At 41.7% G+C, this 16,525-nt stretch carries 16 protein-coding genes; 11 read left to right on the forward strand and 5 right to left on the reverse strand.

The genetic code is table 11. The features are described from left to right. Positions 1–35: 35 nt before the first annotated feature. Complete coding sequence (locus FTT98_RS09355) at positions 36–1,385, reverse strand: MFS transporter (RefSeq protein WP_180009439.1); 1,350 nt, start codon at positions 1,383–1,385, stop codon at positions 36–38. A 446-nt stretch (positions 1,386–1,831) separates the two neighbouring features. On the opposite strand from FTT98_RS09355, the gene FTT98_RS09360 reads away from it, so the two are divergent. After that, the gene (locus FTT98_RS09360) at positions 1,832–2,419 is read left to right on the forward strand and encodes an ANTAR domain-containing response regulator (protein ID WP_078190882.1); all 588 of its coding nucleotides are present in this window, start codon (positions 1,832–1,834) and stop codon (positions 2,417–2,419) included. Positions 2,420–2,422: 3 nt separating this feature from the next. Then, a complete protein-coding gene (locus FTT98_RS09365) occupies positions 2,423–3,418 on the forward strand; it encodes an ABC transporter substrate-binding protein (RefSeq protein WP_180106093.1) in 996 nt (331 codons plus the stop codon). A gap of 77 nt (positions 3,419–3,495) precedes the next feature. Here the strand turns inward: FTT98_RS09365 and catM are convergent, their stop codons facing one another. Next, entirely contained in the window at positions 3,496–4,419 is a 924-nt protein-coding gene (catM, locus tag FTT98_RS09370; RefSeq protein ID WP_180177311.1) for a cis,cis-muconate-binding transcription regulator CatM, read from the reverse strand. A 103-nt stretch (positions 4,420–4,522) separates the two neighbouring features. Here catM and FTT98_RS09375 point away from each other — a divergent pair, with 103 nt between their 5' ends. The 7 genes from FTT98_RS09375 (at position 4,523) to FTT98_RS18115 (ending at position 10,146) form a co-directional block, all read left to right on the forward strand. Beyond that, on the forward strand, positions 4,523–5,632 hold the full coding sequence (locus FTT98_RS09375) for a muconate/chloromuconate family cycloisomerase (protein WP_180177312.1): 1,110 nt from the start codon (positions 4,523–4,525) through the stop codon (positions 5,630–5,632). A gap of 20 nt (positions 5,633–5,652) precedes the next feature. Next, complete coding sequence (catC, locus tag FTT98_RS09380; RefSeq protein ID WP_180009435.1) at positions 5,653–5,943, forward strand: muconolactone Delta-isomerase; 291 nt, start codon at positions 5,653–5,655, stop codon at positions 5,941–5,943. 153 nt (positions 5,944–6,096) lie between these two features. Further along, positions 6,097–6,783 carry a 3-oxoacid CoA-transferase subunit A gene (locus FTT98_RS09385; protein WP_078193765.1) on the forward strand — a complete coding sequence of 229 codons (687 nt, stop codon included), beginning with the start codon at positions 6,097–6,099 and terminating at the stop codon, positions 6,781–6,783. A gap of 19 nt (positions 6,784–6,802) precedes the next feature. Then, positions 6,803–7,453: a 3-oxoacid CoA-transferase subunit B gene (locus FTT98_RS09390; protein ID WP_180026995.1), complete on the forward strand. Its 651-nt coding sequence runs from the start codon at positions 6,803–6,805 to the stop codon at positions 7,451–7,453. A gap of 126 nt (positions 7,454–7,579) precedes the next feature. Then, positions 7,580–8,785, forward strand: coding sequence for a 3-oxoadipyl-CoA thiolase (gene pcaF, locus FTT98_RS09395; protein WP_180177313.1), 1,206 nt, complete (start codon positions 7,580–7,582; stop codon positions 8,783–8,785). Positions 8,786–8,853: 68 nt separating this feature from the next. After that, complete coding sequence (gene pcaD / locus FTT98_RS09400; RefSeq protein WP_180177314.1) at positions 8,854–9,633, forward strand: 3-oxoadipate enol-lactonase; 780 nt, start codon at positions 8,854–8,856, stop codon at positions 9,631–9,633. Between the two features lie 276 nt (positions 9,634–9,909). Further along, positions 9,910–10,146: a hypothetical protein gene (locus tag FTT98_RS18115; RefSeq protein ID WP_257222993.1), complete on the forward strand. Its 237-nt coding sequence runs from the start codon at positions 9,910–9,912 to the stop codon at positions 10,144–10,146. A gap of 125 nt (positions 10,147–10,271) precedes the next feature. On the opposite strand, the gene FTT98_RS09410 is transcribed toward FTT98_RS18115, so the two are convergent. The 3 genes from FTT98_RS09410 to FTT98_RS09420 form a co-directional block, all read right to left on the reverse strand. Then, positions 10,272–11,510 carry a CaiB/BaiF CoA-transferase family protein gene (locus tag FTT98_RS09410; RefSeq protein ID WP_180177315.1) on the reverse strand — a complete coding sequence of 413 codons (1,239 nt, stop codon included), beginning with the start codon at positions 11,508–11,510 and terminating at the stop codon, positions 10,272–10,274. Between the two features lie 51 nt (positions 11,511–11,561). Beyond that, on the reverse strand, positions 11,562–12,989 hold the full coding sequence (locus FTT98_RS09415; RefSeq protein WP_180054765.1) for an MFS transporter: 1,428 nt from the start codon (positions 12,987–12,989) through the stop codon (positions 11,562–11,564). Positions 12,990–13,198: 209 nt separating this feature from the next. Beyond that, complete coding sequence (locus FTT98_RS09420) at positions 13,199–14,419, reverse strand: acyl-CoA dehydrogenase (RefSeq protein ID WP_180054767.1); 1,221 nt, start codon at positions 14,417–14,419, stop codon at positions 13,199–13,201. A gap of 246 nt (positions 14,420–14,665) precedes the next feature. Here FTT98_RS09420 and FTT98_RS09425 point away from each other — a divergent pair, with 246 nt between their 5' ends. Next, positions 14,666–15,601 carry a LysR substrate-binding domain-containing protein gene (locus FTT98_RS09425; protein ID WP_180054769.1) on the forward strand — a complete coding sequence of 312 codons (936 nt, stop codon included), beginning with the start codon at positions 14,666–14,668 and terminating at the stop codon, positions 15,599–15,601. Positions 15,602–15,705: 104 nt separating this feature from the next. Beyond that, positions 15,706–16,407: an NAD-dependent deacylase gene (locus FTT98_RS09430; protein WP_180054771.1), complete on the forward strand. Its 702-nt coding sequence runs from the start codon at positions 15,706–15,708 to the stop codon at positions 16,405–16,407. The last annotated feature ends 118 nt before the right edge of the window (positions 16,408–16,525 follow it).

The raw sequence follows: 16,525 nt of genomic DNA on the forward strand, positions 1-16,525 counted from the left end.
CCTAAATCGCGATGTTTAGAGGCAACTTTTCAGTATTAGTTTTGAGCTTCAGCTAAATTTCGTTCATTTACAGCTTGTTCAAATAGGCGCTGTTCTTTTTCTTTATGCTCTACAGAGAAGCGGATCATGAGTACACAGCTTGCAGCGATAACCACTAGACCGCCCAACACCATAAGCGTGGTTTGAATATCCAGCATGCCTTTAAGCAAGAAGCCTGCAGCCACTGCACCTACGTTACCGCCTGCACCGATAATGCCTGCAACACCGCCTAAAGCATCACGGTCAATGAATGGCACCAGCGCATAGGTAGCACCGCAAGCCATATGTGTGAAGAGCGCAAAGACTGTCATTGCAAGGATTGCAAGCACTGCAGTATTCATTTGTGAGAAGACAATCAGGAATAAGCCTTCTAGCAGAATCATGGCAAATAACACTTTGGTACGGCCATCTAAGCCTTTTTTAGTCGCTACTTTGTCCGAAACAATGCCGCCAAGCGCACGAGCAAACAATGCAAGCAAACCAAAGATACCTGCTGCCATACCCGCCTCTTTTAATCCAAAGCTGAAATGGTCGACGTAGTACATTGCTACAATGTTGTGAATAAAGATTTCAATACCGAAACAAGCTGCGTAAGCGCCAAATAGAATCCATACACGGTAATTGCGTGCTGCATGCATTAGAATTGCCAAGCCGCCTTTTTTGTCACTGCCAACACTGATGCCTTGTTCGCGAAGTTCTTTAAAGTTGCCTTGCGGACAGTCTTGTGTGAACTTCCAGTAAAGCGCACCAACAATCAGCATCATCACACCGGGTACAATCAGCGCAATACGCCAGCCCATCGCTTGCTCTACACCAAACATAACGAGTGCGCCAAGCAGTAAAGGCATAAGGGCTTGAGTTGCACCGCCGCCTGCATTGCCCCAGCCTGCTGTTGCAGCATTGGCTGTACCCACAACATTAGGCGCAAACATAATGCTTGTATGGTATTGAGTGATGACGAAGCTTGCGCCAATCGCGCCGATCAGCAAGCGGAAGAAAAGAAAGGATTCATAGCTGCTCGCAGAAGCGACACCAAAGACTGGAATACTGCCGATGATTAATAAAGCTGTATAGGTTTTACGCGGGCCATATTTATCACATAAAGGACCAACGATCAGACGGACTAAAATCGTGATCGCAACAGCGGCAATATTAATATTGGCAATTTGATCTTTCGTGAGGTGAAATTCGCCAGCAATCACTGGCATCAACGGTGCACAGGCAAACCATGCAAAGAAGCAAACAAAGAATGCGAGCCAACTCATGTGGAAGGCCCGCATTGCTGCTGAAGAAAAATTAAATAGACTTATTTTTGTGGCTTTTTTGGCATTTAAATTTGAAGACATTACCTTCTCCTGACTGAACTGAACGCATGAATTACTCGGTTATGTCGCTAACACATAACAGAGTCGATCAGAACGGACGTCGTTGGCCGTCTAACAAATTTTTAGAGTCTTCTTTGACTCAATAAGTATTAAGCACGATACGTGCCAAGTTTTTATTTCAATCGTAAATTTCATCTCTATATTTAAGCATTGAGCGCCGATCTATCCGAAAATAAGCGAATTAAGGTAAATAGATAGTCAATATGCCTATAGAGATGCGGCTGAATGTTCAAACGTGGTTCAGCCCTGCACAAGATCAGTGCACGGAAATGGTTCAATTTTAAAATGTGCATATAACCAAGCTAAAATTTAGAAGCAGATTTATATTTTGTATTGTCTTAAAATTTGGCATTTAAATTGCTTAGAAAACTCAATACGTATTTGTTTGGCTCTGTCTGAGCGTTTGCATGCCAAAACTAAAAATAGCCCTAATTGATGATGATCAAGAACGCGCTGAATTTATTCAAGCCTCATTAATTCAACATGACTTTGATGTGGTCGCCAGTTTCATGATTGATCATTTAAATATGTCATATCTGCAAAATATTCAGGCAGATGTGATTTTATTGGATATGGATCATCCACATCGCGATGTCATTGAAAGCTGTGTCAGCCAATTTGACTTACCGACTGTTCTGTTCACTAAAAATTCGAGTCTTGAAATCATCCGAAGCGCGATTGATGCGGGTGTCACGGCATATATTGTCGATGGTATTGACCCTGCACGTTTGAATAGCATTTTAGAAATTTCGATTGAACAATATAAAAAGCATAAAAAACTGCTGAATGATTTGGCTGAAACCAAGTGCAAATTGGCCGATCGAAAAGATATTGAAAAAGCCAAAGTGCTTTTAATACAAATGCATGGTTTAACCGAAGATCAAGCATTTAATTTGCTGAGAAAAAATGCCATGAGTCACCGTATGACGATGGGTGAAATGGCGCGCCGACTGCTTGATGCGCAAGCGCTGTTACAGTCTCAATTTAAGGAATAAACCATGCAAAAGCTTGAAAAAACTGATATTCAATTGGGCTATATTCCTTTACTTGACTGTGTTGCTTTGCTCTGGGCAGAACATCAAGGGTATTTTGCTGAACAAGGCTTGAATGTCACACTAACTCAAGAACCGTCTTGGGCAAGTTTACGTGACCGTCTAGCTTTTGGTTTTTTAGATGCAGCACACTGTTTATCGGCCATGCTGCCTGCGTCTGTGACGGGCAAAGACCATCTCGGCATCCCCTTACAAACCTCACTAACGCTCAGTACCAATTGCGCTTATATTAGTCTGAGTCAAAAGCTCTACTATGAATTAAAGATCCATGCATTAGATCTACCAATTAATTCAGCAGAGAAAATCGTATCTGCGATAAAGCAGAATCAAAAGATTCAGTTGGCGCATGTTTTTCAGCATTCGATTCATCATTATATTTTAAGAGAATGGTTGGCACTTGCCGACACAGAACTCGCTCAAACGCAGACTTTTTCAACTCTACCACCGCCTTATATGGTGGAAGCAATATCAACGCAACGAATTGATGGATTCTGTGTCGGAGAGCCGTGGAATACGCAATCTGAAATACAAGGCTATAGTCGTATCATCGTCAATAGCCAAGATATTATTGAGCCTATACCAGATAAGGTTTTGGCTTTTACTCATGATTGGGCAGAAAAACATCCCAATACCTTAAAGGCGATCAATCTTGCCATCCAAAAAGCACAAAACGATCTACTTCAACAAACACATTTCTCAGAAATATTTTCTTTGTTAAAACAATATCACATCATCCGTTTTGATTGTTCTGAGCAGATTCACGTCGAGGCTTTTCATCGGATCAAAAGCATCATTCAAAATTTTGGCAAGACCCAAGCGCCACAAACTTCAGACTTTGAATGGATGATTCAAAAAATGCAGCAATACGATCAATTAAATATTGAAGATGAAAAGGTTTTTGAAATAGCACAATCTTGTATTTATCAGGATGCTTTGGGCTAAATTTGTTGATGTTCCATAAGACTCTATCATCTGAATAGTGGATCTTGTGTTACATCGACCATGAAACCTTGACTTAGTTATGCATCTGCATCGATGGCGCGCAGATCGATATTTTCTTCAACAAAAACTTCACGAATGCAATCCAGTATCTTTGGAATGTAATTACTATGATCCATATTGCGCACCGACAAAGAGATTGGACTATAGGCTTCCAAATCTAAGATTGGGATATACATCAAATTTTTCATGCCAATATCACTGGCACTTTCAGGGATCAGAGAAATGCCCTCTCCCGACGCCACCAAGCCCAAAGCCATATGAATTTCACGCACTTCGGTTAAATGTTTAGGTACAAGTCCCAATTCGGTAAAAATGGATTGGATGAGGGTGGAAAAATTCGGTTTAGGTGTCGTAGGGTAGGCAAAAATTGGTTCATCTAAAATTTGAGAAAGATAAATGCCTTTGTCTTTAAATTCAGCCAAATGATGATTTTTATGTATAGCTAAACGTAGCGCTTCTTTTCTTAATAAAATACGTTTAATAGACGGATCTGTTAATCGCAGTCGTCCAAAACCAATATCGATTCGACCGGTTTTTAAGGCTTCAATCTGATCGCGTGTACCACATTCTATGAGTTCAACATGAATATCTGGGTTACGTTGTCGAAATAAATAAATAATTTGTGGCAATAATGCGTATAAAAGCGAACTGACATAACCAATGCGGACAGTTTTATCGACGGCATTAATTCGCTGTGCCATGGTTGTGGCCTGGGCGGTATGCGTCAATATCTGTACAGCATGCTCATAAAAGAACATACCTGCTTCTGTGGTTTTCATGGGTCTAGAACCACGCTCAAACAAGGTAATCCCCAGTTCTTCTTCAAGTTTTTGAATTTGGCGACTCAAAGGCGGCTGAGCAATACATAATTTTTCTGCTGCCTTGGTAATACTTTGCTCTTCAACCACAGTGACAAAGTAACGTAAGTGCCTTAATTCCATTTATATACCTTTTAAGTATCTAAAAATACCAAAATCGCTCTAGTTAAAGATATTACATTAAATTAGGGTATATAAATAGTTGGATAGATAAGAAATACGCAAGATGTATAAGTCGATTGAAACCCTGCTCGTGGAAATCCCAACAATCCGTCCGCACAAGATGGCTGTTGCAACCATGCAAACGCAAACCCTTGTTTTGATTAAAATCACCACCGAAGATGGTTATATCGGTTGGGGGGAAGCGACGACGATTGGCGGTCTAGGCTATGGTGAAGAAAGCCCTGAAAGCATTCGAATCAATATTGAAACTTATTTTAGTCCTTTACTGAAAACCCTCACTGGTTTGAATGTAGCTCAAACCATGCAAGCCATTAAACGTAATATTAACGGCAATCGCTTTGCTAAATGTGCCATTCAAACTGCGCTACTCGATATTTTAGCGCAGCGTTTAAATCAGCCTTTGAGTGAAGTATTGGGCGGTCGCTTACGTGATAGCTTGCCTGTTCTTTGGGTACTTGCATCTGGCAATACGGAAAAAGACATTGCCGAAGCACAAAAAATGATTGCGGCAAAACGACACAATATTTTCAAACTTAAAATCGGTTCACGTCCCGTTGAAGCTGACGTTGAGCATGTTTTAGCCATAAAAAAAGCGTTAGGTTCGGACATTTCTATCCGTGTGGATGTTAACCGTGCATGGTCTGAATTAGATGCCATTAAAGGCATCCAATTGTTACAAGATGGTGGTGTCGACCTGATTGAGCAGCCTTGCGCAATCGATAACATTGACGCGATGCGCCGTTTAACTCGTCGTTTTGATATTGGGATTATGGCAGATGAATCACTGATGGGGCCTCAAACGGCATATCAACTTGCGCGGCACAATTCTGCCTCTGTTTTTGCAGTCAAAGTTGCACAGTCTGGCGGTTTAATCGAAGGCTGTGAGGTTTCTAAAATCGCCAAACTTGCGGGTATCGATTTATATGGTGGAACCATGCTTGAAGGCCCTGTGGGCACTATTGCATCGGCACATGCATTTTCTACATTTGACAATTTAGCTTATGGCACAGAGCTTTTTGGTCCATTGCTGCTAACTGAAGAAATTTTAAAAACCCCACTTCAATATCAAGATTTCGAACTCAAGATTCCGACCACAGCGGGTTTAGGGATTGAAATTGATGAAAACAAAATTGATGACTTACGTCGCAAATAACATTTAGCTAGGAGTGAGAAATGCTTTTCCAAGTACGCATGGATGTCAATATTCCATTAGATATGCCAGTCGAAAAAGCCAATGAAATTAAAGCTGTAGAAAAGGCTTATTCACAAGATCTACAACGTCAAGGCAAATGGCGTCATATCTGGCGCATTACTGGTCAATATTCAAATATCAGTATTTTTGATGTTGAAAGCAATGAAGAGCTACACAACATTTTACAAGGATTGCCCCTTTACCCGTATATGAATATTGAAGTCATGGCTTTAAATCGTCATCCCTCTTCTATTCGTAGTGATGACAGCTGATGTGATTGGATTCCAATTGTGTAACACATGATTGAAATCCATTTATCTGCTTTTTAAGTTAGTAAACATTTGAAATAAAAGATTATCTGCCTTGTATAGCTGAAGTGGTTAGTCAGGTAAATAGTTTTATCGTTCTTGATGAAGGATCGTAGCATGATTGATAAAAGTACCGCTTCCTTAACAGAAGCACTGTCTCAAATTAAGGATGGATCAACCATTATGATCGGCGGCTTCGGTACGGCTGGTCAGCCTGCTGAACTGATTGATGGACTGATAGAACTTGGGATCAAAGACCTAATCATCGTCAATAACAATGCAGGTAATGGTGACTATGGACTGGCTAAATTACTCAAAGCTGGTGCTGTCCGTAAAATGATCTGTTCTTTCCCTCGCCAATCGGACTCTTGGGTGTTCGATGAATTATACCGTGCAGGAAAAATAGAACTTGAGCTTGTACCACAAGGTAATTTAGCTTGCCGTATCCAGGCGGCAGGCATGGGTTTGGGTCCAATTTATACACCAACAGGTTTTGGTACGTTGTTGGCAGAAGGCAAACCTACACTCAATTATGAAGGCAAAGATTTCGTCCTCGAAAATCCAATTAAAGCTGATTTTGCTTTAATCAAAGCACATCAGGGCGACCGCTGGGGCAACTTGGTTTACAACAAATCAGCGCGTAACTTTGGCCCCATTATGGCTATGGCAGCAGATGTGACAATTGCTCAGGTTTCTGAAGTTGTTGAACTTGGTGCATTAGACCCAGAGCACATTATTACCCCTGGCATTTTTGTACAACATGTTGTGGCTGTTCAACCTGCACAGCTTGAGCAATCTGCATAAATCACGTGAGGAAAGAACCATGAGCTATACCAAATTAACCCGTGATCAAATTGCAGAACGTGTTGCACAAGATATTCCAGATGGTGCTTATGTCAATTTAGGCATTGGCTTGCCCACTAAAATTTCAAATTATTTACCAACAGATAAAGATGTTTTTCTACATTCAGAAAATGGACTTTTGGCTTTTGGTCCTCCTCCAGCTAAAGGCGAAGAAGACCCTGAGTTAATTAATGCAGGAAAAGAGTTTGTCACTATGCAAACGGGCGGCTGCTTTTTTCACCATGGTGACTCTTTTGCCATGATGCGTGGCGGGCATTTAGATATTGCAGTATTAGGCGCTTTTCAGGTTGCCCGAAATGGTGACTTAGCAAATTGGCATACTGGTGCGCCAGATGCAATTCCTGCTGTAGGTGGTGCAATGGATTTGGCTGTTGGGGCGAAAAAAGTCTTTATTACTACAGACCATGTGACCAAAAAAGGTGAACCGAAAATTGTTGCTGAATTGTCATACCCTGCGACAGGCCTGCAATGTGTCGATCGTATTTACACAGATTTGTGCGTCATTGATGTAACAGTTGAAGGCATGAAAGTGATTGAAAAAGTTGAGGGTCTGAGCTTTGACGAATTACAGTCAATGACCGGTGCAAAGCTGATAGATACGACAGCATAAAGCAAAAAGTCCCTCCTTGATTAAAGGAGGGATTTAGGGAGGATTAATATTCAAAAATTAACTTCCTGTAAATCCCTCCCAACCTCCCTTTAAAAAGGGAGGAGCTGAGTTTTTAGGATTTATAAAATGAAAAATGCCTATATTATTGATGCAATCCGCACCCCTTTCGGTCGCTATGCGGGCGGTTTGGCAGCAGTGCGTACCGACGACCTCGGTGCCTTACCTATCAAGGCACTGATGCAGCGAAATCCAAGTATTGCTTGGGAGTCAGTTGATGACGTGATTTATGGCTGCGCGAACCAAGCCGGTGAAGATAACCGTAATGTTGCACGAATGTCGTCGCTACTTGCAGGTGTCCCTTTTCAAGTTCCTGCTACAACTGTAAACCGACTTTGTGGTTCATCGCTTGATGCGATTGCGATGGCAGCCCGTGCAATTAAGGCAAATGAAGCAGACTTAATTATTGCCGGCGGTGTAGAGAGTATGTCCCGTGCGCCCTTTGTAATGGGTAAGTCAGAAAGTGCTTATGGACGCAGCCAAAAGATTGAAGACACCACCATGGGTTGGCGTTTTATCAATCCAATACTCAAGCAAATGTATGGCGTGGAAACTATGCCTCAAACCGCTGAAAATGTGGCAGAACAATTCAACATTAACCGTGCTGATCAAGATGCTTTTGCCTTAGAAAGTCAGCGCCGTACAGCCGCTGCACAAGCCAATGGTTTTTTTGAGAAAGAAATCATCCCTGTTGTCATTCCACAGCGTAAAGGCGACCCACTAATAGTCGATACAGATGAGCATCCACGTGCATCGACGACAGCAGAAGGCTTAGCAAAACTCAAACCTGTGGTGAAAGCAGATGGGACGGTCACTGCGGGCAATGCTTCAGGGATCAATGATGGTGCAGCTGCACTATTGATTGCTTCAAATGATGCTGTCAATAAATTTAAGTTAAAGCCACGTGCCAAAATTATTGCGGCAACGGTGGTGGGTGTTGAGCCCAAAATCATGGGTTTTGGTCCTGCGCCTGCCATAAAAAAGTTGTTAGCACAAACAGGTCTAAGTCTTGAACAAATGGATGTGATCGAGCTGAATGAAGCTTTTGCGGCTCAAGCCTTAGCGGTAACTCGTGAATTAGGTTTAGAAGATGGTGCTAAACATGTCAATCCAAACGGTGGCGCTATTGCTTTAGGGCATCCTTTAGGTGCTTCTGGAGCACGTTTAGTCACGACTGCATTAAATCAGCTTGAGGCAATTTCAGGTCAATATGCCCTATGTTCGATGTGCATTGGTGTCGGTCAAGGCATCGCTTTGATTATTGAACGTGTTTAATCCTCAATAAAAGTCCACCTTATCAAAGGGGGGATTTAGGGGAATTTATAAAATTAAGGATTCAAAATATGCCTACATTCATATCCAATGATGCAACGATTAATTACGCAACTTTTGGTGACCACACACGACCTGCGATTGTCTTTTCTAATTCTTTAGGTACAAAATTCAGCATGTGGCAGCCTCAGATAGAGGCGCTGCAGCAGGATTATTTTGTGATTTGTTATGATACACGTGGTCATGGAGCATCTACTGCTCCTCAAGGGCCATATAGTATTGATCAATTGGGTACAGATGTCATCCATTTATTGGATCATTTAAATATTCAACAAGCCACATTTTGTGGAATATCGATGGGTGGGTTAACAGGCCAATGGCTTGCAAAACATCATCCTGAACGCTTTAACCATGTCATTGTATGCAATACCGCTGCAAAAATTGGGCAAGAATCAGCTTGGAATGAACGTGCGCAATTAGTCCGTCAACAAGGTCTGGAACCAATTGCAGAAACGGCAGCATCACGATGGTTTACAGAACCCTTTATCCAAAGTAACACAGCAACTGTACAATCTTTGAGTAACGACCTCGGAGCTGGCAGCCCAGAAGGTTATGCAAGTTGTTGTGAAGCTTTGGCTAAAGCGGATTTGCGCAATGAAATCTCGTCTATTCGCATACCGGTATTGATTATTGCAGGTCAACAAGACCCTGTAACTACAGTTGTAGATGGTCAATTCATGCAAGAACGCATCGCAAATAGCCAATTATTTGAAATTAATGCATCGCATATTTCAAACATTGAACAGCCTGATGCATTTAATCAGGCTTTGCAGAATTTTATACAGCAATAATATGCAGCTGAACAAATTCAATGTAATGTTATTAAAATAGAGCCTTGCCATTGTGCAGGGCTTTATTTCGTTTGAAGGCTTTGATTTAATGTCCGTTCTTAAAATAAATGGACAATTAGAAGAATGGTTCATCTATATAAAAAACGGATCAATATTACTTTTTAGTTTAATCATTGGCTTTAGTTCTACGATTTCTTATGCAGATGTTAAAACTCAGCGTATTAAGGATATAAAGACTTATACTCTCGTCAATGGAGATGGTATCGAAATCTTTCTGTGCAATTAGTAGACTTGAAAAATAGGCATATAAATGCTTATTGCGTGCAGCATTGCGGAAATTGGTTTGTGTATAATCCAGAATTTGAAAGTTATAGCTTAAAGAAAAAATATCAAGGCGCAAAAGTATGGACATCTCTTTCATACAAAAAAATAAAGACCGTATTGCAGGCCCAAGCTTTGATGAATAATTATACTTTATCTAGAAAATTAACATTAAAAGCACTCCGTAAATGAATATTGATATTGAAAAAGACCGAAGTATTGGAGTCCTTCGGTCTAAACTTTTAACTCCACTCATTCCACATAGGCGTTTAAGCCCATATATTGAAGAATAGTTTGAAGAATAATCCCATGAAATTTTAAGCTGCAGGATGATTGAGTTGATCAATGATGCCTTGTGCAGCCAATTCATTTAATTCAGTTTCAGTTCTAAATTGGGACAAAATTTCTGTCGTGTGCTGCCCTAACTGTGGCGGCGCATGACGGTATTCCACAGGCGTATCAGATAATTTCATCGGTGATCCAATCACTTTAAAATCATGATTTAAAGCATGTGGAATATTCACTACCATTTGACGATGTTGAATTTGTGGTTCATTTAATGCGTCTTCTACAGAGTTGATTACACCAACAGGCACTTTTACCGCATGAATCGCATCGACCCAAACTTGAGCATCTTGAGTGAGAAAATAGGCACTCAATAATGGAATTAATTCTTCACGGTGCTTTACCCGATCTTGATTACGTAAATAGTTTGGTTGATCTAGCAGTTCTTTATAGCCAATCGCAATACACAAGTCTTTAAATTGCTTGTCATTACCACAGGCAATAATAAATTCCTTATCTTTGGCTTTAAAAGTTTGATACGGCACAATATTCGGGTGATTATTTCCCATACGCTTGGGTGCTTTACCCGAGGTCAAATAGTTCATGCCTTGATTGGCCAGAGCCGCTACCTGTACGTCTAGTAAGGACATATCAATATATTGACCACGGCCTGTATGCTGCCGCGCCAACAATGCCGCCTGAATGGCAATCGTTGAGTACAGTCCGGTCTGAATATCGACCACAGCGACCCCCACCTTTTGTGCGCCTCCACCGATTACATCATCAGATTCACCAGTAATACTCATCAAACCTGACATACCTTGAATAATAAAGTCATAGCCCGGTTCTTCCGCGCGTGGCCCATCCTGACCAAAACCTGTAATTGAGCAATATACGATATTTGGATTAAGCGCACTGAGCGATGCATAGTCCAAACCATATTTGGCCAGTGAACCTGCTTTGTAGTTTTCAATCACGACATCTGCCGTTTGGGCAATTTCACGGACTAGCACTTGTCCTTCTTCACTAGCAATATCAATGGCTACAGAATATTTATTACGGTTCGCACATTGGTAATAGCCTGATTCTTTCGTCGCTTGACCTTGCTGATTTGGCATCCAAGGTGGTCCCCACATTCGTGTATCATCCCCGACTTTAGGACGCTCAATTTTGATTACCTCTGCTCCTAAATCAGCCAATATTTGACCGCACCAAGGACCTGCCAAAACACGGCTTAAGTCCAATACACGAATTCCTTTTAATGCACCCATAGTTCACTCCAGATGTGCCATAGGATTGAGCTATGGCACAGATCTTTTTAATTATTTAACTGTTGCAGTTTTTGCAGACGCTTTTTGCTCTGCTTCAGCGACATGTGTATCTAAACTTGCAAGTTTTTCTTTTTCCGCATCTGAAGAAAGTGATGCTTGCTGCGGGTCATATTGACGTTCACGAATGAACAAGCCTGGAATAACACCTGCAATAAAGTAAGCAGCACCCATCACAATAAAGGCCATGGTGAACGATCCGCCAGCAGCAATCATGCCAATGGTTGCTGGTGCAATGGCTGCGCCTAAACGTCCCATATTGTAAGCACCGCCAATAGCCGTACCGCGTACATCCGTCGAGAAGCTTTCTGCCATATAAGTTGCATTTACACCGTATGGAATACCGTATAGGAAACCGAAAGTTACGAGTAAATAGGCAATGTTGGTTGGTGTGTTATAGAAAATGATGATCGGTAAAAATGCTGCCGTGGCTACCGTACCAAACACAAAGGTTATACGACGTCCGAACTTGTCAGCGGCATAGCCGGCTAAAATTTTGCCCAGAATCATGGCGGTATATGCACCTACCATATAGCCTGTCATGGCTTTAAAGTTCATGCTGAGTTCGGTTTCTAGATACGTTGGCATCCAGTTGTTAACACCGTAATAACCGAATTGTAGAAATGCAGCGGTCGACATCCAAAAGAAGAACATTTTGCGATGATTAGTGTGTCCAAAAATACGTTTATAAATACTTTCAGAAGGTGCATTTTGATTGACTGCAGCTTGCTGCTGTACAGGTTCAAGTTTTAATTCACGGCGTTTTAGCTGCTCAATTTTTGCTTCCTGCCAAGATTTTGGTTCAGGAACAAAACGCATAAAGATCAGGGCAAAAGCAGCAGGAATAATGGTGACATAAAATAGCATCCGCCAGCCGTGATCTGGAATAATGGCACCCGCCAGCAGCGTTGCAACGATATAACCCACGGTTTGACCGGTTTGCAAAGTCCCAAGTACCGTTGTTCGATATTTGGTTGGCACATATTCTGCCATGAGCGTATTACACGCCATGTAAAGAGAACCCAGTCCAAAAGCGCCAATAAAACGTAAAATTAAAAATTGTTCATAGCTTTGGGTAAAGCCTAAGATACAGGTCATGATCGAGAAAAATACGACCGACCAAGCAATGGTTTTCACACGGCCGAATTTATCGCACGCCCATCCACCCGAAATACCACCCAGCGCCATCCCTGCTAAAGAAGAACTACCGAGCATTCCAGCTTGAAATGTACTTAAACCAAATTCAGCCTTTAAACTGGTCAGGCTGAATGACAGCAACATGATGTCTACACCATCAATCACCAAGGAAATAAAGGCAAAAATAAAGGCCATTTTCCAAGTGTTGCTGGTAATCCGATGCATCGTGCCCACGTTAGAAGGCAATTTGAGCGTTCCTGCTCCGTTTTGCATTTCGTTATTCATTTCCTTGTTCCTCATTTTCCCAAATGAGTCATCGGCATTCCTATGTCTGCACATTTGCCTTTTTTATTCTTTTTATTTCATCACTGCTCAGGCTATTGCACAGAGTTACAAGAGTGTTTCACGATGAATCCTTTATTGATTAAGTTTATTTTTGCATAAAAAGTCTCTAAGGCACTCTATGCAGAGCACCTTATCGATATATAATTCAATTAGTTACCAAAAGCCGCGATGCCTGTTTGCGCACGACCTAGAATCAGTGCATGTACATCATGTGTGCCTTCATAAGTGTTGACGACTTCGAGGTTAACCAAATGGCGGGCAACACCAAACTCATCAGAAATACCATTTCCGCCCATCATGTCACGCGCTACACGGGCAATATCTAAAGCCTTGCCACAGTTGTTACGTTTAATGAGTGATGTGCCTTCTACTGCAGCTAAACCTTCATCTTTCATACGTCCAAAGCGAAGCGCAGCTTGTAGCCCCAAGGCAATCTCAGTTTGCATATCCGCCAATTTCTTTTGAATTAACTGATTCGCTGCCAATGGTCGGCCAAACTGTTTACGGTCCATGGTGTATTGGTGCGCTGTATGCCAGCAGAACTCAGCTGCGCCCATTGCGCCCCAAGCGATACCATAACGTGCACTGTTTAGACAGGTAAATGGGCCTTTTAAACCACGTACTTCTGGAAAAGCGTTCTCTTCAGGAACAAAGACATTGTCCATGACAATTTCACCGGTAATTGATGCACGTAAGCCAACTTTACCGTGAATCGCAGGCGCTGATAGACCGTCCCAGCCTTTTTCTAAAATAAATCCGCGAATGTCTCCTACATGACCTTCAGGCGATACTTCTTTCGCCCAAACCACAAACACATCGGCAATTGGGCTGTTGGTAATCCACATTTTTGCGCCAGTTAGACGGTAACCACCATCCACTTTTTTTGCACGAGTAATCATGCTACCCGGGTCAGAGCCATGATCAGGCTCAGTCAGGCCGAAACAGCCAATGTACTCGCCTGTTGCCAACTTTGGCAGGTATTTCTGTTTTTGCTCTTCAGAGCCAAATTCATTAATTGGCACCATCACCAAAGAACTTTGCACGCTGGCCATAGAGCGGTAGCCAGAATCTACATATTCAATTTCACGTGCAACTAATCCATAGCTAACATAGTTTAGACCTGCGCCGCCGTATTGCTCTGGAATCGTTGGGCCAAGTAAGCCAAGCTCACCCATTTCTCGGAAAATTGATGCATCAGTTTTTTCATGTCGAAATTGTTCGAGTACACGTGGCTGTAAACGCTCTTGGCAGTAAGCATGTGCAGTATCACGGACCATGCGTTCTTCTTCAGTTAATTGCTGTTCCAAAAGAAACGGGTCTTGCCAGTTAAATTGTACTTTTGCTTTTTTTACATTGACCATTTGATTCATCGCATCCTCTGCTTTTTCAAGTTTTCGTTGTTTTATTCGATGCTATGTGTGAAAAGTGATTCATTCAAACGATTAATTTGCATGTAGATATGCGCCTTTCGCATACCTAAGCTTGGCTCACAGCGTGTTAAGCACTTTAGCCACTGATTTGAACTGCGGATTGCTTTATTTATAGACTATAGTGGTATATGAAAATCATTCTTATATGCCATTTTGTGATACCTATCGATAAAAAGGACTTTATCTATGCGGCGCAATATTCCGTCATTGCAAAGCTTAATCTGCTTTGAATCTGCTGCGAAACACGCAAGTTATACGCATGCTTCTCAAGAGTTATTTATTACGCAAAGTGCCGTGTCGCGCCAAATTCAACAGCTTGAAGAATATTTAGGGGTCATGCTATTTAGCCGAACACGTCACGGTGTAGACCTCACAGAAGCTGGCAAGCAATATGCAAAAAGTATTAAACCATTTTTGCAAGGCATCGAAAAAAGCACTTCAGATATCATGACGCACAAAGGATTGGGCGGTACTTTAAAGCTTGGTGTTGTGCCAACCTTTGCCACACGTTGGCTGTTGCCAAAATTACATAAATTAAATGCGCAACATCCTGAAATTACCGTGCATTTGGAAACTAGTACCAAACCTTTTTTGTTTAATGAAAATGTCTTTGACGCGGCGATTTTTGCAGGAACGCAACAGCAAATTGAGCATTGGCCGGGTATTCAAGCGCATTATTTAATGGATGAAGAAGTGGTTCCCGTTTGTTCCCCCAAATTGATTGAAAACAACTTTCCCGATGCGGAAATGACCGATGATCACAGTTTTAATTTAAGCGATGAAGAGTTACTTCAATTGCCCTTATTACAGCAAACCACCCGTCCAAGTATTTGGCAAGAATGGTTTCAAGCCCATCAGCTTCAGCATTCCAAACCATTTGATGGTCAGCGACATGAACTATTTTCTATGCTTTCTGTGGCAGCCAGTCATGGCATGGGTATGGCTCTCATTCCACAAATGCTGATTGAAGCAGAACTGAGAAAAAAAGAATTGGTGATTGCATCAAATAAAAAATTGCACGGTAGCCGAAAATATTATTTAGTCCACTCGAGCCAAGACAGTTCACCACAAATACAAAAATTTGTCGATTGGGTGCTACAAGAATTGCATCAACTAAGTTGAAGTAATCGCTATATTTTGAGTACAGTAAATTCGCTGAATTATTCGTTCAATACATGCAACCGTACGCATTGGACTCATCAATTAAAATATAAGGCTAAATATCTATGCAAAAAATTGTGGTGTTTTCAGGTGCCGGCATGAGCGCAGAAAGCGGCATCAATACCTTCCGTGACAGTGATGGTCTTTGGGAGCAGCATCGTATTGAAGATGTGGCCACACCTGAAGCTTGGGCACGCGATCCAGCTTTAGTACAGCGTTTTTATAATGAACGCCGTAAACATATTTTAGCCGCAGATCCTAATGCAGCGCATAAATTGATTGCTGAACTCGATGATTTTTTTGATGTACAAGTCATCACACAAAATATTGATGATCTACATGAACGTGCAGGCAGTCACAATGTACTGCATCTGCATGGCAATATTCGTTACGCAAAAAGCTCTGGCCCTCAGGCGCAATATACGCAGGAATTGTTTCCCATTGAAGGTGCAGATTTAAACTTAGACACCGACAAATGCCCTGAAGGATATCCTTTACGGCCACATGTAGTCTGGTTTGGCGAAGCAGTTCCTGCCTATGAAGATGCCAGTTTAAGTGTACAAACGGCAGATATTTTTATTGTGATTGGCACGAGTCTGGCCGTCTATCCTGTGGCTGGATTGATTCACAAAATCCCTGCCAATTGCCGTGCATTTTATATCGACCCGAAAGCAGATTATCAGCGTGTACCTGAGCAGTATCAATTGATTAAAGCAGGCGCGAGTGAAGGAATGAAAAAACTGTTTTTGCAATTGGTTGCGCCATAAAAGCACATTTTGGCATCAGTATCGATCAAAAAAACTAATATTGCCTGCTTCTTTTGCAGGCTTTTTGCTGTTTATAGCCTATCTAACTTGGCTTAAGTCCAATAAATCACGCCATACA

Source organism: Acinetobacter sp. YH12039 (genome assembly GCF_013420015.1).
Lineage (GTDB): Bacteria > Pseudomonadota > Gammaproteobacteria > Pseudomonadales > Moraxellaceae > Acinetobacter > Acinetobacter amyesii.